Origin of the sequence: Vibrio sp. 10N.261.51.C6 (genome assembly GCF_041471785.1) — a bacterium.
GTDB lineage: Bacteria > Pseudomonadota > Gammaproteobacteria > Enterobacterales > Vibrionaceae > Vibrio > Vibrio crassostreae_C.
This window is the reverse complement of the sequence record NZ_JBFRPB010000041.1, coordinates 66,886-92,792: the sequence shown is the minus strand read 5'-3', so window position 1 is coordinate 92,792 and position 25,907 is coordinate 66,886. Positions and strand designations below refer to the sequence as shown.

Here is a 25,907-nt window from a genome sequence, read left to right as displayed (position 1 = left end):
GCCATGCTCGGCGCACCAAATAAAAAGGGAAGCATTCGCTTCCCTTTTTTGTTGTCTTGGTTTTCTAGATTACGGTTAGAAGCTATATAGATTTATAGATTTATAGATTTATAGATTTATAGCTTCAGTCATTTTTGTCTAACTCATCAAAGCTAACCAACACGTTTTAGTGGTTGCTTTTCCAGCTTGGATCCACGGCTGCCTGACTGAAGTCTAGAGGGTCACTATTTGGGGTCGCTTGTCTCTCTGTTGATGCTTGCTCGGAATTAGGTTGTTGGCTGTAATCAACATTCGTATCTTGAGCACTCGCCGTTTGAGTATCTAGATGGCTCGCATCTACTTTTAATGCCTCACCTTCTTCATCAGACGCTTCTTTCACTTTCTTAGGGATCGGTATATTGCGTTTGTAAAGCTTGTTGAGCGCCTTAATAATTGAGTGCTTGGTGATTGCTTGTTGGGTCAGCTTGGTCATGATCGGTTTAGTCAATGCTTGTAAGCCCACAACCGCATCGACACCTAGCTCACCGCCCACTTTATCTCTCTGCTGCTTAGCTTCTGAGTAGCCAAAATGAGCAGATAGGAATAGCCAGATATAAGCAATTGCATTACCGTGTTCACCATGGTCGATCCACGCTTCACCCGCTCTAAACATCGCCTCTGCACTGTTCTTTTCTGCTGCTGTCTCAAACCAGTACACAGCCTCACCATGGTTAGGCTCTACGCCAACACCATTTAAGTAACTCATACCCAGTTTGATCTTGCCATCTAGGTTGTTTTTCTCTGCCGCTTTGCGATACCAACCAACAGAGCTTTCTGCAGAGTAGTCTGGGTTTTCTTTGTCTAGGCACCAGTCACCCATGAATAGCATCGCTTCGGTATTACCACCAGCGGCAGACTCTTCAATATAGGTGTAGCCTTTGGGGATGTTCTTCACGGTCCCGCGTCCATGGACCAGCGCTTTACCCATCTCAAATTTCGCCGACATATCGTTATCTAAGGCAGAGATCGCAAGCTGCCAAAAGTTGGCTTGTTCTCTCAAGATCAGATCTTCTTTGCGCTTCATACTTAAGCGAACAATGCCGTACATGCCGTTGACGTTATCCAAATGCGCCGCTTTATCGTACCAATACAACGCTTCCTTGATATTGTTACGTTCAGCCTCTTTCGCTAAATATAGAATCGACGGGACATGCCCTGTTTCTGCTTTAAAGTGGCGCTCTTTTTGCTCTTGGATACGTGCTTTTTCAATCGCCTTTCGGTAAGCGACAGCTCGCGCTTTACGTTCTTGTTCCAAGCGCTGCTTTCTTAGTGATAAAGAAATCAGCCACACAGCAACAAGTATTAACGAAAGAGCGGTCGCACCAATTGCGATTCCCATTGTACTCATAAAATGTTTAACCTAATTCGGTTTCGTTCTACCCTATATCGGCCACAAGCAGCCTATATTGAGTAGTTAATTTCTGGGGCTATTAGCCCTGATGGTGACAAGAGACGCAGTCTCTATACGCTCCGCCTTAAACTCGGTTCAGTATCTCAGGAATACATAACGATAAGAAGTCTGCAAAGACTAATCCGTACGCACTCCATAAATCGTGTGATCTTGCTTCAATAAGGAGGGTTTCTCGAGCTTGCCTTTCATCAAGTGAGACTCAACCATTCATCAGAAACTGATGATTAGAAGCCTGTGCCTAAAGGCTGCGATGACTAGGTCAGTTGACCATAAATGTAAGCTAACTCAGCGACCGTTTTTGCAGAAAACTTCTTCATCAAACTCGCTCGGTGAACTTCAACTGTTCTTACTGCGATGCACAGCTCATCGGCAATTTTCTGATTGCGTTTACCATCAATAATCTGTTTAAGGATGTCTATCTCACGCTCGGTTAACGAGGCATAAGCTTGACGGTAGACGTTCATTTGCAAATGTTTTTCTGATGCAACTAAGCCTTGCTTGATCGCCTCAGCTAACTCACTGCCTTTGACCGGCTTCTGGAAGAAATTCACCGCACCAGCCTGTAGCGCTTCAACCGCCATAGGTACATCACCATGACCAGTGAGATAAATAACCGAAAGCGGGCTCTGTGCTTTCAACATCAGTTCATGTACTTGCTGCCCTCTCATCTCAGGCATTCTGCTATCGAGCACCACACACCCAGCCGCACTTAAATCAACGGCATCAAGAAAACTCGGGCCATCTTGATAGGCTGACACCTTAAAATCATGCTCTTCCAGTAAGAACACCAATGAATCGCGCATTGACTCATCGTCATCAACCACATAGACCGGCAACGTTTGATGAAATTCAGACATAACAAGATTCCTCATGAATCATTTGAAAGAGAGAAAGGTAACGTCACCGCGACGTGACAGCCATGTGGCGTGAGAGACGTTATGCTCATTTGACCGCAGTGGTCTTCAATCACGTCTTGGCATATCGCAAGCCCCAGCCCCAAGCCGTTTTCTTTGCTGCTCACAAAAGCTTGAGTCACTTGATGCTCGGTAAAATCTAATCCTGTGCCATTATCGATAACCGACAACATCATTTTATCCGGTTGATACTCGGTAATCACTTTAATTGTCGATGGTTCGTTATTTTTGTTGCCAATATCAGACGTAGCGCTTTGTTCGCGATGCATCTGAGCATTACACGCATCAGTCGCATTGTTGATCAGGTTTACAACTACCTGTTGCAAGCCCACTGGGTCAACATTTAGCTTGATAGGTTTGCCCACCGCATAACGTTCAATGCTGATCTTGTGCTTCTGTAATCGGAATTGCAGTAACTCAATGGTGTCTGTTAGTAACTGCTCAATATCTGTCTGAGACTTCTCTGATGAACGTTTCTTTATCATGTTTCTTAAGCGCTGGATGATCGCATCAGCACGGTCCACTTGAGACTGGATCTTCTCAAATACAGGCTCTATGTCAGTCAGCGGTTTGTTCTTCGAAATCCGCAGTAAACCGCCTTCGCTATAATTCCGAATTGCTGCCAGAGGCTGATTGATCTCGTGTGCCAAGCTACTACCTAGTTCACCAACTACCGCGATACGTTGTGAGTGCTCTAGCTGTTCACTCTTACTTTTCAGCTTGTACAGCGTCGCTTCTAGTTGTTTTTTGCTGCGACTGAATTTGTATTCCAACCAGAAGTGGTAAGCATTCAGCGATACGACAAGAATAAAGAACGCCCATGCCCACTGTTGATTGTACTTGAGCCAGATTAACGCTTCTTTCCACCAAGGTTGTTGCAGTGGATGCATGTCGAGTTGTTGGTATAGCTTATCGATCGACAGCAGGCTTGTCGGTGAAGTCCAACCCGATGCATTCGCTGCAATGGCTGGCGCACTGCTTTTTGGCACCGCAAATAACACCTGACTCATTTGTTTCGCCAGTGCCGAAGACGCTCGCTCTGTTTTGGCAAACGACCAGTTAGGGTACAACGGCGTAGACACCTGACATCGGAACCCTTCTGGTGCTTGATTGTCGATAACACGATATTGACTAGCCACCAGCAAACCTTCGCTGATCATGCTCTCGACCAAACACGCAGGCACCACCGCAGCTTCAATGTTCCCTTCACGCAGTTGATACAAGCTGGCATCAATAGGGAAACCTAAGAACTGAGTATTAGAGAAAAAGTGATTGGGGTTGAGCCCTTGTTGCATTACTTGGTAACGCATAGTCAGGTAGCCACCAAACGCATTTTCAGAAACCGCAGCAATTGGTTTTCCGACGAGCTGTTCAAACGAGATATACGGTGACATTCTTCTGACCACCAGTGCCGAGCCGATACTGCGCGTGCTGCTCACACCTTGATCGTTGTAGTTGTGGCTGGTCATGGTCGCCATCCAAGAGAGGTCATACTGACGGCCTAAGCGAACCGCCTGGCCGGGATTAGTGATAACAAAATCGACCTCGACCTTCTTTACCGCTTCCGCCATCTCTTCCAAATTAAAAGGCTTGAGAACAAAGTGTTTTCTCGGGATACGCTCAGACAACCAGTCCATCGTTGGTTGCCAGCGTTGTTGCGCTGCAAGTTTACCCCTGATGGCTAAAACACCCACTTCAATCGTCTGATCTGATTCAATCGTACTTGTCGCTACTGAAACAGGTTCCGTTTGAGCAGCGAAACAAATACCTGCACTCAAGTTCAGCCAGCACGTACTGATGAATGTGATGAAGTTGCGAACAGTCACGGACATCTCTTTATTCAATCGGATTACCTATTCAATGATTTCTCAACGCGTTGAAGCACTTTTAAATAAAGCATAACAGCTAGATAGCGAAAACCACATTTGTTCTAGATCAACTTTGATCTGGGAATGTGGAAATCCACAATACCCCGTGTAGGGTCAAAATCTGACAATGAGCTCAACAGAACGAATACCCATTTATAGGTACCAATATGGACTCATTGAAAAGACGGTTTCTCAGCCAGTTCGGCAAAGTTTCCGCTGGTGCTGCGCTCATTCCCATTACCGGAATCAACACCGCAGTTGCCAGCACAGCCATTCGTAATAACAACCAACCAGACCGTAAAGGTGAAGTAGGCAAACGCTACGCCATGGCTATTGATTTGCGTAAATGCGTGGGCTGTCAGGCATGTACAGTGGGTTGTAGCGTCGAAAACCAAGCGCCAATTGGTCAGTTCAGAACCACAGTAAAACAGTATGAAGTCTCCCTTGATGATGGTTCGACAGCTCGACAAGAGGTGAAGTCATTCATGCTGCCTCGCCTGTGTAATCACTGTGACAACGCACCTTGCATCAAGGTTTGTCCTGTTCAAGCCACTTTCCAACGTGAAGACGGCATTGTCATGGTCGACAACGAACGCTGCGTAGCTTGTGCTTATTGTGTTCAAGCCTGCCCTTACGATGCTCGCTTCATTAACCATGACACACTGACCGCCGACAAATGTACTTTCTGTGCACACCGCCTTGAAGATGGCTTGCTACCCGCTTGTGTAGAAACCTGTGTCGGCGGCGCGCGCGTAATCGGTGACCTTAAAGATCCAAACAGCGAGATCAACCGTCTGCTCAATGAAAACCAAGACGACATCAAGGTGCTTAAACCAGAACAGAATACCAACCCACATGTTTTCTATATCGGCATGAACGAGCGGTTCGTTAGTCACATTGAAGGCCAACCTGCGATTTATGATCCTGCCGCCATTGATAACTCATCTTCTAGCAAACAAGGAGAGACAGCATGAATATCACCGAGGTGTTAGTTCCCGCTCAAGAGATTGCTTGGCTACCGTGGGCGGTTCAATATTTCTTCTATATTGGTTCAGCTTACGCAGCGGCTATTCTGTTTTTGATTGCACTGATCTTCAAAAACTCTACCAGCCATCAATTCCGTTCTGCCCTTGTGCTTGTGATGGCGATTGGCGCGATTGTTGGACCATTAGCCCTTACTGGTGACTTACACCAACCTGGAAGGGCGTGGCACTTCTACGCTCACATCACGCCTTGGTCGTGGATGTCTCTAGGTTCTCTGTTTCTCCCTCTGTTCTCTGGTCTGGCTGTCGCGACGGCTTGGGTTTACTTACGTGATGACATCGCACAACTTAAAGAGAGTGAAAACCCACTTCTAAAACGTTTGTCTTGGCTAACCCTAGGTCAATGGCAGGTTTCAACAAAACTGATGATTGTACTCGCTGCTGCGGCGGCTATTTCTGGCTTAAGTATCGCGCTTTACACAGGTGCCGAGATTGCAATTTTGGCAAGTCGCCCGCTTTGGCATCAACCGGCCTCTCCGCTGCTTTGGTTTACGACCGCATTCTTTGCTGCAACAGGTTTAACGTTGTTGATTTGGGCTCTGCTTCCTTCAACCAAGCCTAGCTTAAAACCAACAGACCTCGCTCTCGTACAAAGAACCATTACCTTAACGGGCGGCCTTGCCATCATTCTTACGTCGATTTGGGCCTCTAACCATGGTCACTTCAACCTGTATGAGGACGACGCTTGGGGTATTAATTTAGGCATCATGACCACCAGCATTTTGCTGTGCATGATCTTAGTTCTTCCATTGCAGCGCTTATCTCAAAGCAAGCTTGGAATTATCTGTGTAGCACTTGCGACCATAGTTTCTGCATGGGCGGTACGTTGGGTCACCATGATGGAAGTTCAAACCATTCCACGTTTCGATGTGGGTGCATTCCCTTATGAATTGCCAATGGGTAGCTCAGGTCTACTTGGCATTGTTGGTATGTGTGGTCTTTGGTTAGCACTTGCGTTGTTCGCCTCTGAAATCGTATCGACAAAAACAATATCAGCTAAATCAGCTCAAAAAACATCGTCACCACTTAACCGCTCACATAGCTTGTAGTCTGGGGAATCATCATGGATAACAAACGTCGTCAATTTTTAAAAGCAGGCCTTGCTGCCGGTGGTGTTGGAGCTTTTGCTGCAGGTTATGCGACAACCACAAAACACATGGTTCACGGTGCTATTGATGGCACCGCGGGTAAGAAAACCAACCACATCCACCACGGTAATTCGTTAGAGACGGAATACAGTGTCGATGAACAAGGTAAGATCTCGCCGAATCCAAATCAGCGCGTAGCACCATCAATGTGTTTCGGTTGCTGGACACTGTGTGGCTTGCGTGTACGTATCGATAATCGCAATGACGAAATTTTGCGTATCTCGGGCAATCCCTACCATCCGCTATCAAGTGATCAGCAAATCCCGTTCAAAACACCGGTAAAAGACGCTTACATTGGCTTGTCTGGAGAATCCGGTATCAATAACCGTTCGACAGCCTGTGCCCGTGGTAACGGCATGTTAGAGATTCAAAACAGCCCATACCGAATCACTCAACCGCTCAAACGTGTCGGTAAACGTGGTGAAGGCAAGTGGGAACCGATCAGCTACGAGCAACTAATCACTGAGATCACCGAAGGTGGTGACTTGTTCGGTGAAGGCGAAGTGGAAGGCTTACGATCGATTCGCGATATCGAAACACCACTTGATCCAAACAACCCTGAATACGGTCCCAAAGCCAACCAATTGTTGGTGACTAATGCCGGTAATGAAGGCCGTGATGATATCTTGAAGCGCTTTGCATTCAACAGCTACGGTACACGAAACTTCGGTCACCACGGCTCTTACTGTGGCTACGCATTCCGTGCAGGTTCTGGCGCGCTCATGAATGACTTAGACAAGTTCTCGCACTTAAAACCCGACTTCAACAATGCGGAATTCATTCTTTTCATCGGCATGTCTCCGGCTCAAGCAGGTAACCCGTTTAAGCGTCAAGCACGACAACTTGCTGAGGCTCGTACTAATGGAAAACTGAGCTACACCATAGTGACGCCAAGCCTTCCTGCAGGTTCTTCAAGCCTTGCGGCAGGCGATCGCAACAACTGGCTTCCAATCAAACCGGGCACCGATTCAGCATTAGTATTAGGCATGATCCAATGGATCATCGAAAACCAACGCTACAATCACGACTTCTTGTCTCGCCCAAGCGCGCAAGCAATGCAAAAAGCCGGCACCACACACTGGTGTAACGCATCTCACCTAGTGATCAGCGACGAAACGCACCCACAAAACGGACGCATGCTTCGCGCATCGGATATTGGCTTGCTAGAAACAGGCGAACCGATGTCTGACGATGACGGATTTATCGCCCTAGATGTGACAACGTCACTATTGGCGTCACATATTCAGGTGAATGAAGCGGCGCTGTTCGTCGATCAAGACGTAGAAGTTGATGGTCAGACTGTTCGTGTTAAGTCTTCTCTACAAAGATTGAAGGAAGAAGCCTTCAAATATGACCTTGCTTACTACAGCGAGCAGTGTGAAATCCCACAAGACCAGATTATTGCGCTAGCGAAACGCTTTACCAGCTACGGTACAAAAGCAGTCGTGGATACTCACGGTGGCAACATGCACACCAACGGCTTCTACAACTCGTTCTCTATTCTGATGTTGAACGCTCTGATCGGTAACATCAACGCGAAAGGCGGCGCGATGGCGAAAGCAGGCGGCTACCCAACTTCTGTTGCAGGCCCTCGTTACGACTTTACCAAGTTCAAGGGTAAGACTAAGCCTCAAGGTGTGTTCTTGTCTCGCAGCAAGTTCCCGTACCAAAAAACCAGCGAATACAAACGTCGCGTTGCAGCCGGTGAGTCACCCTACCCAACTCGCGCTCCTTGGTACCCAATCTCCGCGCCGCTGCTAACCGAGCATTTGTCAGCGGCGATTGATGGCTACCCATATCGTGCAAAAGCGTGGATCAACCACATGGCGAACCCACTTTATGGCGTTCCGGGGTTAGACAACCTATTAGGCGAGAAACTTAAAGATCCAAAGCAATTGGGTTTGATCGTCTCTATCGATGCCTTCATTAATGAAACCACAGCACTATCAGATTATCTCGTGCCTGACACGGTAACCTACGAAAGCTGGGGCATGGCAACACCTTGGCATGCCGTTGCAACTAAAGCGATCACTGCTCGTTGGCCGATTGTTGAACCTAAAACCTCTCGCACTCAGGACGGTCGTACCATCAATCTAGAGAACTTCTTTATTGATCTGGCGAAAACACTCGAGCTGGGCGGCTTTGGTGATGATGCAATCAAAGACAGCCAAGGCAATTGGCACGGTATCCACAGTGCAGAAGACTTCTACCTTCGCTCTGCGGCGAACTTAGCATTTGCCAAAGGCGGCGTGCCGAATGTGGATGCAGAAGACATTGTTTGGTCTGGTCTTGAGCGCCTTGTTCCTGTGATGAACAAAACACTTAAGCCTGAAGAGATGTTAAAAGTGGCGTACATCTTCGCGCGCGGTGGTCGTTTTGAAGACGCTACCAATGCCTACACCAACGAAACCATGAAGTACAAATGGACCAAGCCCCTGGCTATTTGGAATGAAAAGCTTGGCACCTCTCGCAACACCATTAGTGGCGAGCGGTACATGGGTTGCCCAACATGGTATCCACAAAAACTGGCAGACGGCACACCACTGGCAGAGCAGTTCCCAGCAAAAGAGTGGCCATTTACCCTGACTAACTTTAAGTCCAACATTCACAGTGCGGTGTCTAACCTGTCACCACGCTTGGAGTCCATCAAAGGCGTGAACCCAGTGTACATTCACCCGCAAGACGCCTCTTCAGCGGGCATAAAAACCGGTGACGTATTTGCGATCGAAACGCCGAGCGCAACCACAAAAGCGTTGGCGATGGTGATTGATGGCATCAAGCCGGGCACATTAGGCTTTGAACATGGCTTTGGCCATAAAGAACTCGGCGAACGTGCGCACTGGATTGGTAAAACACAGCAACCAGTGAAGATGAAGTCCAACGATGGCGTTAACATCAATGATATTGGCTTAATTGACCCAACGAGAGAAGGCAAAGGCGTCATGTTGGATTGGGTTGTGGGCGCAGCGGCAAGACAGGCGCTTCCTGCGAAGATCTACAAGGTCTAGGTGTTAAAACCTCCCCTATTTCAGTCAAATCAAGACTGAGCATATTAGAGCAACTTCGTCATTCGAGGTTGCTCTTCTTTTTCTAACCTATTCAACACCAAACCATCAATTCTTCATATCACTTCCCTGCAAGTTTCTCACCTAGCCCCATCAACCGTCTATGCTTATACAATCGGTGCCATAAAGAGCCTTAACAAGCAGTCACACCGAGGCGAACATGGCAGTTCCCTTGCACTTCGTTAACGGCAGCTGGATTCGCCTATTGAAATCCACATCAATACCACCATGGTGATTGAGGTTATTAATGTGAGACTTACCTCAAGTTCCAAGTGAATTAATGTGGAAATCCACAATAGCGCGAACAACCAATTATGTCGAAAATGCGTGCATCACAACCAATAGCGACGCCTCATGATTAAGCTGAATATAAAAACTCAAACTCTCACGCTTTGCATCGCTGCTTTAGGAAGCCTCTCTTTATCCGGTTTTGCACAAGCAGCACCTAACCCTATGCCCGAAGCAGCAGAAACCTGTAGCGGGTGCCATCAAGCTGACGGGAAAGGGATGCCTAACATAGCCCCTATGCTTGCTGGGCTGAATGCTGACTACCTAGAACATCAATTGATTCTATTTTCTAGTGGAGAGCGTCAAAGCGCGATCATGAAAGGCATGGCCGATGGCGTCTCTGATCCTGCTATTCGTCGCGAAGTTGCCGAATACTTTGCCTCACTACCTTCATACGAGTTCACAGATTTAGAGCAGCGCGGCTCACAAGCGGATATCGAGAACCCGTATCGCAAGCTTGTATTTCAAGGCGATTGGGACCGAAATATTCCAGCATGTGCTACCTGCCACGGCCCAAGTGGTATGGGCGTAGACAAGTTCCCACGCCTAGCGAGCCAACACGCCGACTACATTCAAACTCAGCTCAACGCTTGGAAAAACGGCACTCGTAAGGGTGATGATTTGAACATGATGGGCAACATCGCAGGCAAATTGACCGACGATGAAATCAAAAACCTGTCTTACTACTTCGCATCTTTTCGATACTAAAGGGCTCGCATGAAAACATTACTTTTAATTACCGCAACCCTTGCCTCTGGAATCGCTTACGCCGAAGGTGAGTTGCCCGATCGCCAAACCGAACTGCCCGCTGTTGAGAAACCTCAAGATAACAAGTATCTGGTGCCAAGAGACTTGGTTGATATTCCTGCAGGAGAATTTGGCGACAAAGTAAAACTGGGCTACTCACTGTTTGTTGACTCACAGCAGATGCGCGGTGAATACGTTGGCAACGAGCAAAACTGTGTTAACTGCCACATGCAAGCAGGCATGAAGCCCAATGCAGCGCCACTTTGGGGGGCGTACATGGCCTATCCGGCTTATCGTAAGAAAAACGACAAGGTCAACAGCTACGCTGAGCGTGTTCAAGGCTGTTTCACCTATTCAATGAACGGAATCGTACCAGCCTTAGACTCAAAAGAACTGGTCGCACTCAGCGCTTACTCCTACTGGTTGGCGATGGGCGGCATCTTAGATAAGAACGGTATGCAAGATACGCCAGTTCCTGAGATCAGTGATGCAGATTTACAAATCGGTGGTAAAGCGGAAAGCTTCCCTCTTCCGGAAGAGCTGTTAAGCAAATACCCGATCGATGATCGCAGCAAGTTGGCAGGCCGTGGCTATCCTAAGATTGCTAACCCTGAACAAGAACCGTCAATAGCGCGTGGTGAGAAGGTTTACCAAACCAGCTGCCAAACCTGTCATGGTCAAAATGGTGAAGGTATTAAAGGAGCAGACGGCCGATCGTACTTCCCACCACTGTGGGGCGAAAAGGCGTATAACTGGGGCGCGGGTATGCACCGCGTGAACACAGCTGCCTACTTTATCTATGAAAACATGCCGCTTGGAAAGAGCCAGCAACTTTCGATTCAAGATGCATGGGATGTGGCTGCATTTGTGAATAGTCATGAACGCCCACAAGATCCTCGATACAAGGGTGATGTTGCTGGCAATGCTAAGCGTTACCACAACCACCAAGGTTACTATGGCAAAGAAGTTGATGGTCATGTATTGGGTACAAAAGCCTATCCAAGTGGTAAAGAAGTGATTCACAATCACTAACTTCAACCAAAGGGTACTCTTTGTGAGAAAAAGCCGCTCACGCTAGCTATAGCTGAACTTTACATTGTAAATTAGTGAACGCTAGAAAAGTAAAAAGAAGCCAGTTCGTGTGACGTTCTGGCTTCTTTTTGGGTTTGGCATAGCAGAGAAATCGTTAATCTTGCTGCATCTTCTCCCAAATCGTTGGCGACCCAATATAATCTTGCACTGAGGTGATGAACTCTTTCACTAGCTTGGTCTGCTTACGGTGCGGGTAGACGGCGTATATAGCAGTATCCGCTGTTGAAATGGCGTAATCAGGAAGCAGTGTCACTAAGCCCAACTCTTTCATGGAGGCGTACAGATTTGATTGATCAAGAAAGCCATAACCTAAGCCATCTTTCACACAAGACACCATAGTACGAACATCACTCACCTTATAATTGCCACGAATCGTCAGGCTCTGAAAAGTATTGCCATGCGGCTCTTCACTTATGCGTAGATGATCCACCGTCATATCGCCATTGGTATAAATCACGGCAGGCAGAGACAACAAATCTTGTGGCGTTTTCGGCTTACCATGCTGCTCAACAAAGTCATTTGAGGCGACCAGCATGAAGTTGCTGTCGGCTATCTTCTTCGCAATTAGATTTGATTCCACCAGCTTGCTAAAGCGGAACGCAATATCAAACTGCCCGGCAATGATGTTGGCGATCTTGTCGTCTAGTGAAAGTACGATCTGAACATCCGGGTACTTTCTCATAAACTGAGTGATGATAGGTTGCAGGTATTGCTGACCAAAATAGATCGGTGACGTAATTCGTAGCACACCTTTAGGCTCAGACTGATAGGAATCAGCAATGCCCTGTATCTGATTGATGGTGTCTTTCAGCACATAGGTTTGCGCAAGAATATCTTCACCCGCCGACGTCAACGAGAACGAGCGAGTAGAACGGTTGAGCAGCTGAACACCTAAGTCTTGCTCAAGCTTTTTGATCTGTTTAGAGAGGGAGGAATTGTCCATGTCGTGTAAGGTTGCCGCTTTGGTAAACGACCCTTGTTGAACCACATCTAAGAACAATAACAACTGATTGGTATTGGGCACTGTGCCGCTCCTAATATTAAGCTCGATTAACGTTCATCTTTAGGGGTGTCCATCACCACCATGGTTGTGATGGATTGAACCTGAGCGCACTCCCCTAGCACATCGGCATGAAACTTCTTATAGCTCGGCAAGTCTTTAGTCTCGACTCGCAACAAGTACTCATTGGCTCCGGTGATGTTGTGACACTCGACCACCTCTTTCTCCATAGCAACGTGCTCTTCAAACTCCAATTGAGCAGATTTTTTGTGGCTTGATAAACCGATTGAAACGTAGGCGATAAAACCCACGCCCATTAAGCCGTTATCTAGAACCGCACGATAACCTTGAATGATGCCTTTGCGCTCAAGATCTTGTACACGCCTTAACGTTGCTGAGGCCGACAAGCCAATTCGCTCTGAGAGCTCAATGTTGGAGATTCTGCCGTCCAATTTAAGCTCTTGCAATATCCTTTCGTCAAATCTATCCATAAGTACTTATTATTGTGCATTTAGTGATAATAGAGGAAATAAAAGCACATAATTGCCTCACTTTCCACCTACTATGTTTCTCAACACGTGAAAGTCATGACCGGTCAGTCACTTCGTTCATTTTTTGCTGGAGAACCATAATGCCTTTAGAACAACTTAGCGCACTTGCCTTGTTTGCGTTCGTCTCGACCTTCACACCAGGTCCAAATAACATCATGCTCATGACATCAGGAGCAAATGTTGGCTTTGCCCGTACTATTCCTCACATGCTTGGCATTGCTCTAGGGTTTGCAGCCATGTTGCTGTTGGTTGGCTTCGGTTTAATGGGCATTTTCAACGCTTATCCGGTTACTCACCAAATCTTGAAATACCTAAGCCTTGCTTACCTCGTGTACCTTGCAATTAAGATAGCATTGAGCGGCAAAGCCAAAAGCACCGAGGCTTATAAGCCAATGACCTTCATCGGCGCGGCAAGTTTTCAGTGGGTGAACCCGAAAGGTTGGTCGATGGCGCTGACGGCAATTTCAGTCTATAGCAGCGGCAGTTCATGGTGGGAGCTTGCGATCATCGCAGGTATCTTCACGCTCGCCAACTTACCATCCGTGACATTCTGGACAGCGGCAGGTAAACAACTGCAACACTGGTTAACCACACCCGTCCGTATCAAAAGCTTCAACTACGGTATGGCTGGCTTGCTTCTAGCATCGACCATTCCGATGCTCTAGTCGAATAACTTCTGTATTTTAACGGTTGGTACTCCTGTGCTAACCGTTATTCTCTTTATAAATAACCCACAAGTTCACTAAGCCAACGACCAAACATCGTCTGCCCGCTCGGCGTTAACGTCCACACAAACGCCGCAACATTCACTGCCACTGTCACCCAATATATGGCTCTGAACGGCTGCTTCTGCGTTTTATGACGCAGCTTATCTTGAGCAATCAACGCCCCTAGCCAGCCACCAGCAACAGAAAAAATATGCAGAGTTTTCTCTGGCACACGCCAATTGCCATTGATCGCTGCTCGCTTGTCCTTCGCGTACACAAAAAACGTCACGAAACCGATAACCAAATACCACACCAACAGCGCTTTAGAACTTTCCGCAAACAACACAGACACCGCCACCAGAACCAAATAAGTGATAACGATTTGAATAGATGAAGACAACATGACTCCTTTTGAGCAACAGCTCACATACTGTAGCAATTACGCCCTGTAGATTTTGATAAGGATGAGTAAGGCATATTGTAATTCGGTTAGCCTGCAAAGAATAAACAAGCCCTTTCATCCCTACATAACATGATGGAAGTTAAAGGAATTATAAATATGTACAACCAAAAGTACGCCATCTACCAAGTTTTTACGCGTTTATTTGGCAATAAAAACACCCAACATGTTCCATGGGGCACAATCGAGCAAAATGGCGTCGGTAAGTTCAGTGATTTTACCGACAAAGCGCTGTCTGAAATCCGCAAACTCGGTATGACTCATATTTGGTATACCGGAGTGCCACATCATGCGCTCATCAATGACTACAAGCACCTTGGTATTTCAGACGATCACCCTAGCGTGGTAAAAGGCCGTGCGGGATCACCATATGCCGTCAAAGACTACTATTCCGTAAACCCAGATCTCGCAGACAACCCTGAATGCCGACTAGAGGAGTTCGAGGCACTAATCAAAAGAAGTCACGACAATGGTTTAAAAGTGATTATCGATATCGTACCGAATCACGTTGCGCGTCATTATAAAGGCTTAAACAACCCAGAAGGTGTCAGTGACTTCGGCGCTCAAGATGACACAACGTTGGAATACCACAAAGACAATAACTTCTACTACATTCCCAACAGCACCTTTGAATTGCCAGACATAGAGCCCGCCTTTACGCCGCTAGGTGGTGAACAGCATCCCAACCTAAACTCCCCGTTTATAGAGACGCCCGCCAAATGGACAGGTAACGGCTCACGTTTAGCCAAGCCTAGTTTCGATGATTGGTATGAAACGGTGAAAATCAATTATGGCATGCGACCAGACGGTTCAAAAGACTTCCCTGAACTACCGAGTGACTATGCTCAACGCAATTACATGGATCATTTCCGTTTCTGGGAATCTGTTTATGTGCCTAACTCTTGGGCTAAATTCCGAGATATCGCCTTGTTTTGGTTGAATAAAGGTGTTGATGGGTTTCGCTACGATATGGCTGAGATGGTTCCAGTCGAATTTTGGAGCTACCTTAATTCATCTATAAAGATGAAAAACCAAGATGCCTTTTTAATGGCTGAGGTGTACCAACCGGACTTATATCGCGACTATATCCACTTAGGCAAAATGGACTACCTCTATGACAAAGTAGATCTGTACGACGGTCTAAAAGCCATCATGCTAGGCAATACTTCCACGGCTATCATCCCCAAAATCCAACATCAAATGATGGATATTGAACATCACATGCTGCACTTCTTGGATAACCATGATGAACAACGCATCGCGTCTCCTGAATTTGTAGGTGACCCAAATATAGCGAAGCCTGCAATGCTAGTCAGCGCGTTATTGAGTAGTTCTCCAACCATGATCTACTTTGGGCAAGAAGTCGGCGAACCGGGCGCGGAGAATGCAGGCTTTGGACAGCCCTCACGAACTTCCATATTTGACTACATCGGAGTCCCACAACACCAAAAGTGGATGAACCACGGCGCATTCGATGGCGGGCTATTAGACGAAAACGAAAAGCAGCTGCGTCACTTCTATCAAAAGGTAATGAACTTTTCGCTTGAGCATACTTCAATGACGGGGCAGTACCTAGACTTACACCAGAGCAATAATTTGAGTGATTCGGTTTACGCATTTCTGCGCTATGACAACCAAGAGTTGACAATAGTTGCTGCGAATTTCAGCCAACATGTCACCGAGAATATTCACTTAACCGTTCCAAGTGATGTTATACAAACGCTCACAATCGCTGATGACAGTTACTTGTTAGATGAACATATTGAAGGCATTCAACAACAGGTATTAAAAGTTGAGGAAAGTATTGGCCGTTTTAGTCTTGATCTAAAGCCACTAGCTTCGTTGGTTTGGGTATTTCCCTTATCTGAATAGGATATTTATTATTAATTCCCAAAAAGCCTGAGTTTTAATTAATTGATAAATAACTTAATTCCCACATTAAATTAACACTCTCTCAATTCGATACCTTCCTCACATTAATAAGGATGAGCTCTCATCCTTATTATCTACTCCCATCCTCTACGCCTTACATTATTGATATTATGCAAATGAGTCATTGATCCAATTAATTTAACAATAACCAAATACAAAGCGTGATATTGACACTAGGTTTCCTATATTTACGAATTTAAAATAACTTTATACATTGCCATCACAAATAGTTGACCTTGGTTAAAGCTAGGATATTCATCTTCATAAAAAGTGAAATATGGATATCAAAACGTGAACAACATAAATATTAATAAAATTATCTCTCTACGAAATACCTTCAACAATACCAAAAAGAAGAGCTTCAAACGCTCTACATTGGCCAAAGCAATGTTACCGCTCTTCACCGCTACTTTGATCGCGGGTTGTGGTAGTGATAATGATAGCGACAACGGTACAGCCCCTGGCAACAGTGGTTTATACCCTGCAGCTGAAAACGAAGTCGTTATTTACTACAAACGCGATGTTGCCGCTGCCAGCTCATCTGGCTCAACTTACGACGGTTGGGGGCTGCACCTTTGGAATGGTGAAGGCTGTACCAGCACAGATTTAGTCGGCATGGGATTAAGTGAAAGCGGAACCGACTGGAACAGCCCTTACGAATATGATGGTATCAGCGATACTTACGGTGCCTATTATGTGTTGAAAGTTGACCCAGATGCCTCTGACCCACACAAATGCATGAACTTCATCTTGCACAATGGTGATGAGAAAGCATTTGGCAGTGCCAATTCTAAAGTCGAGTTAACTAAGCTTGGCGATTCACAAGGCGTATTTGGTTTCCATGGCAGCAGCGAGTTGTACTACGACCCTGTTTCAGAGCGACCAGTCAATATTGATGGTCAAAAAGCACACTGGCTAGATGCAACCACAATTGGTTGGGAAGCGGCTAGCAATGCAGACTCTGTGAAGCTTTTCTATGCACTAGACAACAGCATCACAATGAACGATGACAAAGAGATTGTCGGTGGAACTGCAATTGAACTAAGCAAAGACGGAGAACTATCTTCTGAATTGAAAGAGCGTTTCCGACACCTTGCAAGCTTACCTGCCCTAGCTATCGATGTTGACGACAGCACACTTCGCACTATTTTAAAATCTCAGATAATTTTTGTTGCCTACAATGCCAATGGCGATGTTATCTCTTCAACTGAGGTTCAAAAACCTGGTGTGCTTGATGCGGTATTTGCTAGCGAAGATGCTGGTAATGCAATGGCTGAAGAACTAGGCGCAATTGTTGAAGGCAGTGCGGCGACCTTCAAGCTTTGGGCACCAACCGCGCAAGATGTAGAGCTAGTTCTTTACAGCGAAGACCTGAAAAGCTCACAAGTTTTTCCAATGACAGAAAGCACTGAGACGGGTATTTGGGCGACTGACGCGGTACCTAACGCTGTCAACAGTTACTATCGCTACCAAGTGAAGGTTTACCACCCAACCACAGGCAACATTGAGACTCGCCTAGTGACAGACCCATATTCTCTCAGCTTATCGAAGAATTCGGCATACTCTCAAGTGATTGACCTGAATGATTCAACCTTGAAACCAGCGAACTGGGACAACTACCAACGACCAACCGTAGAAAAAGACGAAGACCACGTACTTTACGAATCACACCTACGTGACTTTAGCTTCAGCGATAAGCTCGGCACAGCTAGCCTAAATGGCAAGTACCTCGCTCTTACAGAAGCCGATCGTGAGTCGGTCAAACACCTACAAGCTCTCCAAGAAGCAGGTTTAACTACGCTGCATATCTTACCAGCATTTGATATCGCTACCGTCGATGAAGATGCCGCGAGCCGTGTTGATATCACCGACACCGTAGGAAAACTGTGTGATGTAAAACCGACAGCTACCTTATGTGGAAGCGAAGACGAAAACAAAGTCATCGAAGACGTACTCGATGGTTATGACCCTTCAACGGGTGACGCACAAGCATTAATGAATGACCTTCGTATGCTTGATAGCTTCAACTGGGGCTACGACCCATTCCATTACACAGTGCCTGAGGGAAGTTACGCGACCGATCCTAATGGTTCTCAGCGTATTCTCGAATTCCGTCAGATGGTCAAAGCTACGCACGACATGGATCTTAAGCTGATCATGGACGTGGTATACAACCACACCAATGCGTCTGGTGTGAACGATAAGTCGGTACTGGATAAGATTGTCCCTGGGTACTACCACCGTCTTAACGTCAACACTGGTGGCGTAGAAAACTCGACTTGTTGTGACAACACTGCGACCGAAAACCTGATGATGGGTAAATTGATGGTCGACTCACTTAAGGTGTGGGCTGACGACTACAAAGTGGATGGTTTCCGTTTTGACTTGATGGGCCACCAGCCAAAAGATGTAATGGTCGAAGCATTGGAAGAAGTGCGCAAAATCGACCCGAATACTCTGTTCTACGGGGAAGGCTGGGACTTTGGTGAAGTCGCCAACAACGCCCGCTTCGATCAAGCAAACCAAATCAATATGGCAGGTACAGAAATCGGTACCTTCTCAGACCGTTTGCGTGACGCCGTTCGTGGTGGTAGCCCATTCGATGGTGGTGTCGACTCAGAAGGGAACCACCCACTTCGCTTTAACCAAGGCTTTGGTAACGCAGCGATTGCCAACGAAGAAACCAAAGTTGATCAAGATTCGATCAATGGTCGTTTACATAACCAAGACCTTGTTCGTTTAGGTATGGCAGGTAACCTCGCAGAATACGTACTGATTGATTACAAAGGCGATACCAAACTGGGTAAAAACGTTGATTACAACGGCGCGCCAGCTGGTTACACCAAGATGCCTTCCGAGAACATCTCTTACGTTTCCAAACACGATAACCAAACACTTTGGGATAACAACGCTTACAAGATCGCCACTGGTACTAGCTCTGCAGAGCGTGCGCGTATGCAGTCTGTATCGCTTTCTACCGTGATGCTAGGCCAAGGCATACCATTCATCCATATGGGTTCTGAACTGCTACGATCTAAGTCTATGCAGCGCGATTCTTACGATTCTGGTGACTGGTACAACCGCGTCATGTTTGATGGGACGGACAACAACTGGAATGTTGGCTTACCTCGTGAAGATAAAGATGGTGCAAACTGGGATCTGATCAAAACAATCATTGCTGACAGCGCGGCTAAACCAGACGCAGACGACATTGAGTTAACTAAGCAGCAATTCCTAGAGCTATTAAAGATCCGTAGCTCAAGCGAACTGTTCCGCTTAGATACAGCTGACGAAGTTATGAAGCGTGTCGACTTCCGTAACGTTGGCGAAGATCAAGTCGAAGGCCTGATTGTCATGTCGATCGATGATGGTGTGTCTGCGGGCGAAGACCTTGACCCTGCCAATGATGCGATTGTCGCAGTTGTAAACTCAACTAATAAATCTCAATCATTCAAAATCACGGGAGCAACCGGCTTTACACTTCATGACGTTCAACAAAACTCGGCTGACGACACAGTGAAAGGTGCAAGCTTCGCCGCTGAAACCTTCACAGTCCCTGCGCTAACTACCGCTGTATTTGTACAAGCTCAAGGTGATGCACAAGGTGCTGGCCTGCCAGTTGATAACTCTGGCAAGGATGTATCGAGCATTCCGCCATACGGTCAAACAACCGTGTACGTGCGTGGTGATATGAATGGTTGGAACCCTGTTGATGATTGGGCGATGAGCTTTGTTGCTAATGGGGTTTATTCTGTAACAGGCAATTTGGAAGCAGGTAACTATGGCTTCAAGTTTGCAGATGCTGATTGGAAAACACCTAACTTTGGTTGCGATTCTGTAGAGCTTGCAAGCGGGTCAATCGATATTGGTACAGGTGGCAATTGCCAATTGAGCGTAACGGAAGCGGGCAGCTACACCTTCACCTTGAATGCCATTCACGAGCTTGACGACAATGTAGACAAAGCTGTGGTATCTGTCACTAAGAATTAAGCTCCAAGCTTAGGTTCAAGTAACAGATAATAAAACAAGCGAAAGCTAGCCTTTGGGAGACGTCAGTCTCCCTTTTTTACAACTATTGAACCCAGCAGATTTAAGCAAATAATAAACAACTGCATCGCCCATTAAAATTCGGGGCATTTCCAACCATACTTTATAGCCCCTACATTCGATTACATGGCTGAAAACTTAGAACTAAAGGGAAAGGATATTCCTTAGAACCGTTAAAACCAAATCTTAACGATATATCATAGTAGGAATGCCGCTCTCCCTTAAGTGAACAGAATTAATCCTGGCAGCCTTTTTTGAAGGGTTACGCCCTACAATTACGATTAAAATACATTCAATTCTCGATGTAATATTCTATCAACAGCAAAACACCGCAGTTGTTTGCGGTGTCGTTAAATTTTGATTAGGAAAACTTCCATGAACCGTAAACATATCATCAAAACCATCCAAATGGGCATCGTGACTACAGCATTGATGGGCGGGATGGCTTTGGCTAATACCACTGATCTTGTAGAATCTACCGACGCTGCTCGCGCCCTGGCACATACTCCTAGCACTGCAACAACGCAACAAATACAAGCTGAAAATGCCGCGCACAAACAGGCACTGCAAACACTTGAAAGCAACGGTAATGTTGATCAATATATGGAAACGGATAAAGCAGGGGAAACGACTACTGGTCACGTATCAAAATGCGAAAATACAGAAGTCCCTTTAGGCGAGAAAGTTGCTGAACATTGCAAATAAAAAGCATATACATTAAAGCGGTATTCGATAGGGTTCCTTAGAAGATGCTAACCGATGCTTAACTTACAAGCATTGCACTTTTAAAGGAACCCTTTATCTATATTACTTGGCGTTGACGGCTCGCACAAAGGCTTCTTGTGCACCTTCAATACCAAGGGCTTTTGCTTCATCTAATAAGCTAAGTGCTTTGGGAATATTGTCTGCGTCTACTGCTGCTTGAATGGCATTATGGTAGTAAGTTTGTGTTTCTGGTTGAATAGTCTCAACCTTAGCTGCTGCCGCTGGTTTAGCGTTAGATTCACTGCTAGAGCCAAATGAGAAGAAGCTCACTCTATCAATAGTCACTTCAATCTTACCGACATTCGCGTTTGGAACGGGGATGTCTTCTACTTCTGGCAGGTAGTTACCGCGGCCTTCCGCATCTAAACGTGCAGGGTGAATGACATCAGTAAAACCACCAAGATCTTCTTGCTCTGTATAGATAACTAAGTAAACAGATTCAGCAGTTGTCGGTGGGTAAAAATCATTTTCTGCAACAAGACGGTTGCCCAAATGCAACCTAGGCTTCGCGTATTCGAAGCTCTCTTTGCCATAACGCTCTAACTCGCGACCGTTTTTATCGTAAATCACGGCATTCGGCACAAATGCTGTATCACCGATCATGCTGGTGATCTTAATAGAGTATTCACCGCGATCCGCTGGTAGCTCGATCGCTACTACAGGGCTGTTTATACCCTGATAGTTTAAAATTTGACTGTCTGGTGTTACATCGAAAATTGCCGAGCTTGGAAGCTTCATCGGGGCAAATTGAAGACCAGCAATAGAGTTAACTTGTTCAGCCTGTGCCACTTGCACTTGCTCGACTACTTGTGCAGATTGACAACCGGCCAACGCAACACAACCACTCAACATTAGAGCTTTAAAATACATAACCCTTCCTTCTTGTTATTTTTTTAAGAAATTTACTAACTTTAATTACCACAAAGAGAACTATTCACCTAGGGAACGATCAACTTAATCGTACATTCCTTAAAAAAATAGCCGACGCGAGCCGGCTATGAATTAGGACAGTTTAGGATTTGTTAAGCTAAGTGTTTACCACCAAGCTTCAGCTTGGATACCGAACACGTACTCAGTATCGTCGCCGTTGAATGCATCTTTGTTTTCAGTATCTAGGATGTAAGAACCGTAAACACGAATTTCAGGACGAGCCCAGAAGCTGTCACCCATAGCCCAAGCTTGAGCTACTGTGAACTTAGCGTTACCGAAATCTTCTTTAGCTAAACCGCTGTCTGAAATTTTCTCACCAGCATTGTAACCTGCTTCGAAGATAGTACGCATAGTGTCGTTCCACTTGAACATTGGACGAGCAACTACAGAGTACTGGTCGATATCAAAGTTTTTGTTTGTGTAAACGCCTGCAGCTTGACCACCGATGTCGCTACCAGATAGGTATGCTAGTTGGTGACCCATTTCCCAAGATTCGCCTAGGTTCATTACACCCCAGTTGATCAAACGGAAACCAGATGCATCGTTGAATGCTTCAGTACCACGAGCGTAGTATGTACCTGAACCCCAGAAGTTAGCCGCCTGAACACCGTAACCGTTAGTACCGTATTGAAGGATAGTTTGGTGGAAACCGTTATCCATACCTTGGTGAATGATCGCAGAAGCTAGTAGGCCATCATCCGCTTCTTCACTCTTATCATCAGAGTCAGTTGCAAAGTTGTACGCTAATGCTAGCTCTAGAGATGCATCTTGCCATAGGCCAATGTTCGCTAGACGAGCATCAAAAATGTAACCTGTAGACTCGTCGTGGTCACCGTCTTGAATCAGCGCAACAGAAAGCTTCTGGTCACCAATAGATAAGTTTTCAATACCACCACCGGTACCTGACGTGTTTAGGAAGTAAAAGTCAGTGATGTGGATATCTTTACGTTGGTAGTATGTTTTACCAGCCCAAAGCGTTGCTTCTTTGTCTGAAGCGATCACGCCTTTAGCTTTAACAGCAAATTGTGCAACGTTGAAATCACCGTCTTCCCAACCATTGGAACCGTTGTTGCCTTGAGCAATCATAGATTCTACGCGCCACGTTTGCTCGCCAGTTTTTAGTTCTTCAGCTAGACCAAACTCGTAGTAGTTGTCATTTTCGTTACCTAGACGACCAATACCGTTTTTATTTACTGATACGTCGCCGTTACCGTTACCGCTAATACCAGTACCAGCACGCATGTAGCCATTAAAATCTACAGCGAACGCAGAGCCAGCAGCTAATGTAGTTGCCACTGCAACAGCAATCAAACTTACTTTTTTCATTCTTAACTCCATTAAGGACGATTTATTTTAGGTTTTTATATTTTTGCTCTCTTGCGGCAACCAAAGGCAGTAATGGTAGTCGTAAGATAGAGAGGTTTAGGGTTTCCCCTGATTCGTTTCAACGGGGTCAATATTAAGAGGGGATGACAAGTTTGACTTCCTCCGCCCCTAAGTTAATTAAGGGGGACTAGAGGGGAGTAGAAAATATACAGAATGGTGTTTTAAAGAGGTAGATCACTTAATATAGGAGGAGTAGACAGCACACAGATCTAATTATTCAACATAAGTGAGATCTAGCTCAAATATATAATTTGAACTTCATCGATGAATTATTTTTTTACCGTAATTAATCTGTGAAGTTGCTTGACCTTACTGTGACAAAGCCTTTTACTAATAGTTCACTGATGTTGATAAACGAACAAGAAATCAAGCAATGACTAGAACGCTCGCTCGCCCTTATCCGCTAGGCGCAACGCTAGGTAACACTGGCTGCAACTTCTCTATTTATTCTCCTGACTGTAAATCTCTTTCACTCGCTCTTTTTGACGAGAACGACGAATTCACCACTTATAAATTGGAAAATGAATACGCTGATATCAGATATGTCTTTATTGATGGTATTAAAGCGGGGCAAAAATACGGCTTCATTGCCGAAACGGACAATGGCCCTATCCTGCTTTCAGACCCGTATGCCAAAGCAATAAGCGAACCGCTCGATTACGTCACGCCATATACCAATGAAAAAAGCTTTGCTATGGCGAAATGTGTCGTTGTTGATGACACCTTCGATTGGCAAGATGTAGAAAAGCCACGCATTAGCCGCGAAGATACCGTTCTTTTTGAAACGCATGTAAAAGGTCTATCTCAACTGCACCCAGAAGTGGCTGCCAATACTAAAGGACGCTACTTAGGGTTAGTGAGCCCTGAAATGCTTGCGTTCTACAAACAGCAAAATATCAACTCTCTACAGCTTTTGCCCATTGCCGCATGCATGCATGAACCACACCTATTAGACATGGGTAAAGTGAACTATTGGGGTTACAACCCATACTTGTTTATGGTGCCTGACCCTCGCTACGCAGAGAAAGATGCCGTAAACGAGTTAAAGACTGCGATTCGCGAACTGCACCGCAATGGCATCGAAGTCATTCTAGACGTGGTGTACAACCACACAGCAGAAGGTGGGGAAGGCGGAACCACCTTCAACCTAAAAGCACTCGATAGCCGCTACTACATTAAACATGGCTGCCATTACGCGAACTTCACTGGCTGTGGAAACACCGTCGACCTTACCCACCAACCTGCACTCAACTTAGTGATGGATACACTTCGGTACTGGGTGAGTGAATTCCAAGTCGACGGCTTCCGTTTTGACTTGGCAGCGACACTGGGGCGCGAAGGTGACAACTACAACCCTGAGGCTGCTTTCTTTAAAGCCGTAGCTCAAGACCCTGTACTTAAAGAAACTAAGTTAATCGCAGAGCCGTGGGATATTGGTCCTAATGGTTATCAAGTGGGTAATTTCCCGCTTGGTTGGAATGAATGCAATGACAAGCTGAGAGACATCACACGTAGCTTCTGGCGCGGTGATCAGGGTTACCTAAAAGAGTTTGCTACACGCCTAATGGGCTCTCGTGATATCTACAGTGCAGCGCACTGGCCTTACAAACTCACCGTCAACTACATCACTTACCATGATGGCTTCACCATGCAGGACCTTGTCTCGTACAAGCACAAGCACAATGAAGAAAATGGTGAGAATAACCGCGATGGGCATGGTGATAACCGTTCTGAAAACTACGGTGTTGAAGGTGAAACCGAAAACCTGTTAGTTATCGCAACACGTGAAAAGCAGAAACGCAACTTCATGGCGAGCCTGCTGTTTGCTTTTGGTATTCCTCATATTTTGACGGCCGATGTGTTATCTCATACTCAAAAAGGTAACAACAACGCTTACTGCCAAGATGGCGTGACCAGCTGGCTTAACTGGGAAGATTCAGAGCGCAAGACTTACTTCAAGACTTGGTTATCTGAAATGATCTCCGCTCGTCAGCAATACATGGTGCCGTTTATTAAAGCATTCAGTGGCGAAAAGCGTAACTCTAACCGCATCTTCTGGAGCCGCGTCGATGGCACACTTATGGAGCATGACGACTGGAACCGCTTAAGCTCAGTCGCTTTGCATTTAGGTATTGGTAAAGATGGCGACGAGTTAATTTATCTTATCAACCAAACCAATGCGCCAGCACGTTTCTCGTTACCGAATGACCGTGAACAAAACTGGGTAACCATCTGTGATACCAACTTGCGAAACGTTAAACCCGGTCATGCAGAAGGTGAAATGTTGTTGTCGCCAACTTCGATGGCAATTTTGCACTATTCGCCAGATCAGGCTGATTTGATTAAAGCAAAAGCTTAGTCAGCTTAATAAAACACCAAAAACCATAGAAGCCAGTTATATTTACAGCTGGCTTTTTTGTTAGCTGAATATCACAAAAATCATTCATCCATATGGAATCATTTGCATTGATGTGGTTAATGAAACTGTTTAGTATTGCCGTACTATAAAAATGA

18 protein-coding genes are annotated in these 25,907 nt (G+C 45.9%); 10 read left to right on the top strand and 8 right to left on the bottom strand.

Features of this window, described 5'->3' with window-relative positions:
• Positions 1 to 166: 166 nt before the first annotated feature.
• The 3 genes from AB4375_RS11780 to AB4375_RS11770 all read right to left on the bottom strand — a co-directional run bounded on the left by AB4375_RS11780 (position 167) and on the right by AB4375_RS11770 (position 4,190).
• The gene (locus tag AB4375_RS11780) at positions 167 to 1,378 is read right to left on the bottom strand and encodes a tetratricopeptide repeat protein (protein ID WP_372051652.1); all 1,212 of its coding nucleotides are present in this window, start codon (positions 1,376 to 1,378) and stop codon (positions 167 to 169) included.
• A gap of 326 nt (positions 1,379 to 1,704) precedes the next feature.
• Positions 1,705 to 2,307 (bottom strand): response regulator transcription factor, encoded by a 603-nt coding sequence (locus AB4375_RS11775; protein WP_136975833.1) that lies wholly within the window; start codon positions 2,305 to 2,307, stop codon positions 1,705 to 1,707.
• Positions 2,308 to 2,318: 11 nt separating this feature from the next.
• Positions 2,319 to 4,190, bottom strand: coding sequence for a PhnD/SsuA/transferrin family substrate-binding protein (locus AB4375_RS11770; protein WP_372051651.1), 1,872 nt, complete (start codon positions 4,188 to 4,190; stop codon positions 2,319 to 2,321).
• Between the two features lie 209 nt (positions 4,191 to 4,399).
• Between AB4375_RS11770 and dsrO the strand changes: the two genes are divergently transcribed.
• From dsrO to AB4375_RS11745, 5 genes are all read left to right on the top strand, one after another.
• Complete coding sequence (gene dsrO, locus AB4375_RS11765; RefSeq protein WP_372051650.1) at positions 4,400 to 5,206, top strand: sulfate reduction electron transfer complex DsrMKJOP subunit DsrO; 807 nt, start codon at positions 4,400 to 4,402, stop codon at positions 5,204 to 5,206.
• Complete coding sequence (gene nrfD / locus AB4375_RS11760; RefSeq protein WP_372051649.1) at positions 5,203 to 6,324, top strand: NrfD/PsrC family molybdoenzyme membrane anchor subunit; 1,122 nt, start codon at positions 5,203 to 5,205, stop codon at positions 6,322 to 6,324. The genes dsrO and nrfD overlap by 4 nt, the downstream gene beginning before the upstream one ends.
• A 14-nt stretch (positions 6,325 to 6,338) precedes the next feature.
• Complete coding sequence (locus AB4375_RS11755) at positions 6,339 to 9,431, top strand: tetrathionate reductase subunit A (RefSeq protein ID WP_372051648.1); 3,093 nt, start codon at positions 6,339 to 6,341, stop codon at positions 9,429 to 9,431.
• 411 nt (positions 9,432 to 9,842) lie between these two features.
• Positions 9,843 to 10,484, top strand: coding sequence for a c-type cytochrome (locus AB4375_RS11750; RefSeq protein ID WP_017069739.1), 642 nt, complete (start codon positions 9,843 to 9,845; stop codon positions 10,482 to 10,484).
• Between the two features lie 9 nt (positions 10,485 to 10,493).
• A complete protein-coding gene (locus AB4375_RS11745) occupies positions 10,494 to 11,555 on the top strand; it encodes a c-type cytochrome (RefSeq protein WP_372051647.1) in 1,062 nt (353 codons plus the stop codon).
• A 154-nt stretch (positions 11,556 to 11,709) separates the two neighbouring features.
• Here the strand turns inward: AB4375_RS11745 and AB4375_RS11740 are convergent, their stop codons facing one another.
• Together AB4375_RS11740 and AB4375_RS11735 are read right to left on the bottom strand one after the other, a co-directional pair.
• Positions 11,710 to 12,639 (bottom strand): LysR family transcriptional regulator, encoded by a 930-nt coding sequence (locus AB4375_RS11740; protein WP_372051646.1) that lies wholly within the window; start codon positions 12,637 to 12,639, stop codon positions 11,710 to 11,712.
• Between the two features lie 26 nt (positions 12,640 to 12,665).
• A complete protein-coding gene (locus AB4375_RS11735; protein WP_137406201.1) occupies positions 12,666 to 13,106 on the bottom strand; it encodes an Lrp/AsnC family transcriptional regulator in 441 nt (146 codons plus the stop codon).
• 140 nt (positions 13,107 to 13,246) lie between these two features.
• Here AB4375_RS11735 and AB4375_RS11730 point away from each other — a divergent pair, with 140 nt between their 5' ends.
• Positions 13,247 to 13,831, top strand: coding sequence for a LysE family translocator (locus tag AB4375_RS11730; RefSeq protein WP_017058847.1), 585 nt, complete (start codon positions 13,247 to 13,249; stop codon positions 13,829 to 13,831).
• Positions 13,832 to 13,886: 55 nt separating this feature from the next.
• Here the strand turns inward: AB4375_RS11730 and AB4375_RS11725 are convergent, their stop codons facing one another.
• A complete protein-coding gene (locus AB4375_RS11725; protein WP_017064222.1) occupies positions 13,887 to 14,276 on the bottom strand; it encodes a DUF1294 domain-containing protein in 390 nt (129 codons plus the stop codon).
• 156 nt (positions 14,277 to 14,432) lie between these two features.
• Between AB4375_RS11725 and AB4375_RS11720 the strand changes: the two genes are divergently transcribed.
• The 3 genes from AB4375_RS11720 (at position 14,433) to AB4375_RS11710 (ending at position 21,017) form a co-directional block, all read left to right on the top strand.
• A complete protein-coding gene (locus AB4375_RS11720; protein ID WP_372051645.1) occupies positions 14,433 to 16,205 on the top strand; it encodes an alpha-amylase family protein in 1,773 nt (590 codons plus the stop codon).
• A 351-nt stretch (positions 16,206 to 16,556) separates the two neighbouring features.
• The gene (gene pulA / locus AB4375_RS11715; protein WP_372051644.1) at positions 16,557 to 20,255 is read left to right on the top strand and encodes a pullulanase-type alpha-1,6-glucosidase; all 3,699 of its coding nucleotides are present in this window, start codon (positions 16,557 to 16,559) and stop codon (positions 20,253 to 20,255) included.
• A gap of 432 nt (positions 20,256 to 20,687) precedes the next feature.
• The gene (locus AB4375_RS11710) at positions 20,688 to 21,017 is read left to right on the top strand and encodes a hypothetical protein (RefSeq protein ID WP_017058851.1); all 330 of its coding nucleotides are present in this window, start codon (positions 20,688 to 20,690) and stop codon (positions 21,015 to 21,017) included.
• A gap of 102 nt (positions 21,018 to 21,119) precedes the next feature.
• Here the strand turns inward: AB4375_RS11710 and AB4375_RS11705 are convergent, their stop codons facing one another.
• Together AB4375_RS11705 and lamB are read right to left on the bottom strand one after the other, a co-directional pair.
• Complete coding sequence (locus AB4375_RS11705) at positions 21,120 to 21,947, bottom strand: MalM family protein (RefSeq protein WP_372051643.1); 828 nt, start codon at positions 21,945 to 21,947, stop codon at positions 21,120 to 21,122.
• A 165-nt stretch (positions 21,948 to 22,112) separates the two neighbouring features.
• A complete protein-coding gene (lamB, locus tag AB4375_RS11700; protein ID WP_017058853.1) occupies positions 22,113 to 23,333 on the bottom strand; it encodes a maltoporin LamB in 1,221 nt (406 codons plus the stop codon).
• 433 nt (positions 23,334 to 23,766) lie between these two features.
• Here lamB and glgX point away from each other — a divergent pair, with 433 nt between their 5' ends.
• Complete coding sequence (glgX, locus tag AB4375_RS11695; RefSeq protein ID WP_017069732.1) at positions 23,767 to 25,752, top strand: glycogen debranching protein GlgX; 1,986 nt, start codon at positions 23,767 to 23,769, stop codon at positions 25,750 to 25,752.
• The last annotated feature ends 155 nt before the right edge of the window (positions 25,753 to 25,907 follow it).

Bases quoted from the DNA above. Each gene is read 5' to 3' on its own strand.
- AB4375_RS11780 (WP_372051652.1), bottom strand. From the start codon at position 1,378: ATGGGAATCGCAATTGGTGCGACCGCTCTTTCGTTAATACTTGTTGCT.
- AB4375_RS11775 (WP_136975833.1), bottom strand. From the start codon at position 2,307: ATGTCTGAATTTCATCAAACGTTGCCGGTCTATGTGGTTGATGACGAT.
- dsrO (WP_372051650.1), top strand. From the start codon at position 4,400: ATGGACTCATTGAAAAGACGGTTTCTCAGCCAGTTCGGCAAAGTTTCC.
- nrfD (WP_372051649.1), top strand. From the start codon at position 5,203: ATGAATATCACCGAGGTGTTAGTTCCCGCTCAAGAGATTGCTTGGCTA.
- AB4375_RS11755 (WP_372051648.1), top strand. From the start codon at position 6,339: ATGGATAACAAACGTCGTCAATTTTTAAAAGCAGGCCTTGCTGCCGGT.
- AB4375_RS11750 (WP_017069739.1), top strand. From the start codon at position 9,843: ATGATTAAGCTGAATATAAAAACTCAAACTCTCACGCTTTGCATCGCT.
- AB4375_RS11745 (WP_372051647.1), top strand. From the start codon at position 10,494: ATGAAAACATTACTTTTAATTACCGCAACCCTTGCCTCTGGAATCGCT.
- AB4375_RS11735 (WP_137406201.1), bottom strand. From the start codon at position 13,106: ATGGATAGATTTGACGAAAGGATATTGCAAGAGCTTAAATTGGACGGC.
- AB4375_RS11730 (WP_017058847.1), top strand. From the start codon at position 13,247: ATGCCTTTAGAACAACTTAGCGCACTTGCCTTGTTTGCGTTCGTCTCG.
- AB4375_RS11725 (WP_017064222.1), bottom strand. From the start codon at position 14,276: ATGTTGTCTTCATCTATTCAAATCGTTATCACTTATTTGGTTCTGGTG.
- AB4375_RS11720 (WP_372051645.1), top strand. From the start codon at position 14,433: ATGTACAACCAAAAGTACGCCATCTACCAAGTTTTTACGCGTTTATTT.
- AB4375_RS11710 (WP_017058851.1), top strand. From the start codon at position 20,688: ATGAACCGTAAACATATCATCAAAACCATCCAAATGGGCATCGTGACT.
- AB4375_RS11705 (WP_372051643.1), bottom strand. From the start codon at position 21,947: ATGTATTTTAAAGCTCTAATGTTGAGTGGTTGTGTTGCGTTGGCCGGT.
- lamB (WP_017058853.1), bottom strand. From the start codon at position 23,333: ATGAAAAAAGTAAGTTTGATTGCTGTTGCAGTGGCAACTACATTAGCT.
- glgX (WP_017069732.1), top strand. From the start codon at position 23,767: ATGACTAGAACGCTCGCTCGCCCTTATCCGCTAGGCGCAACGCTAGGT.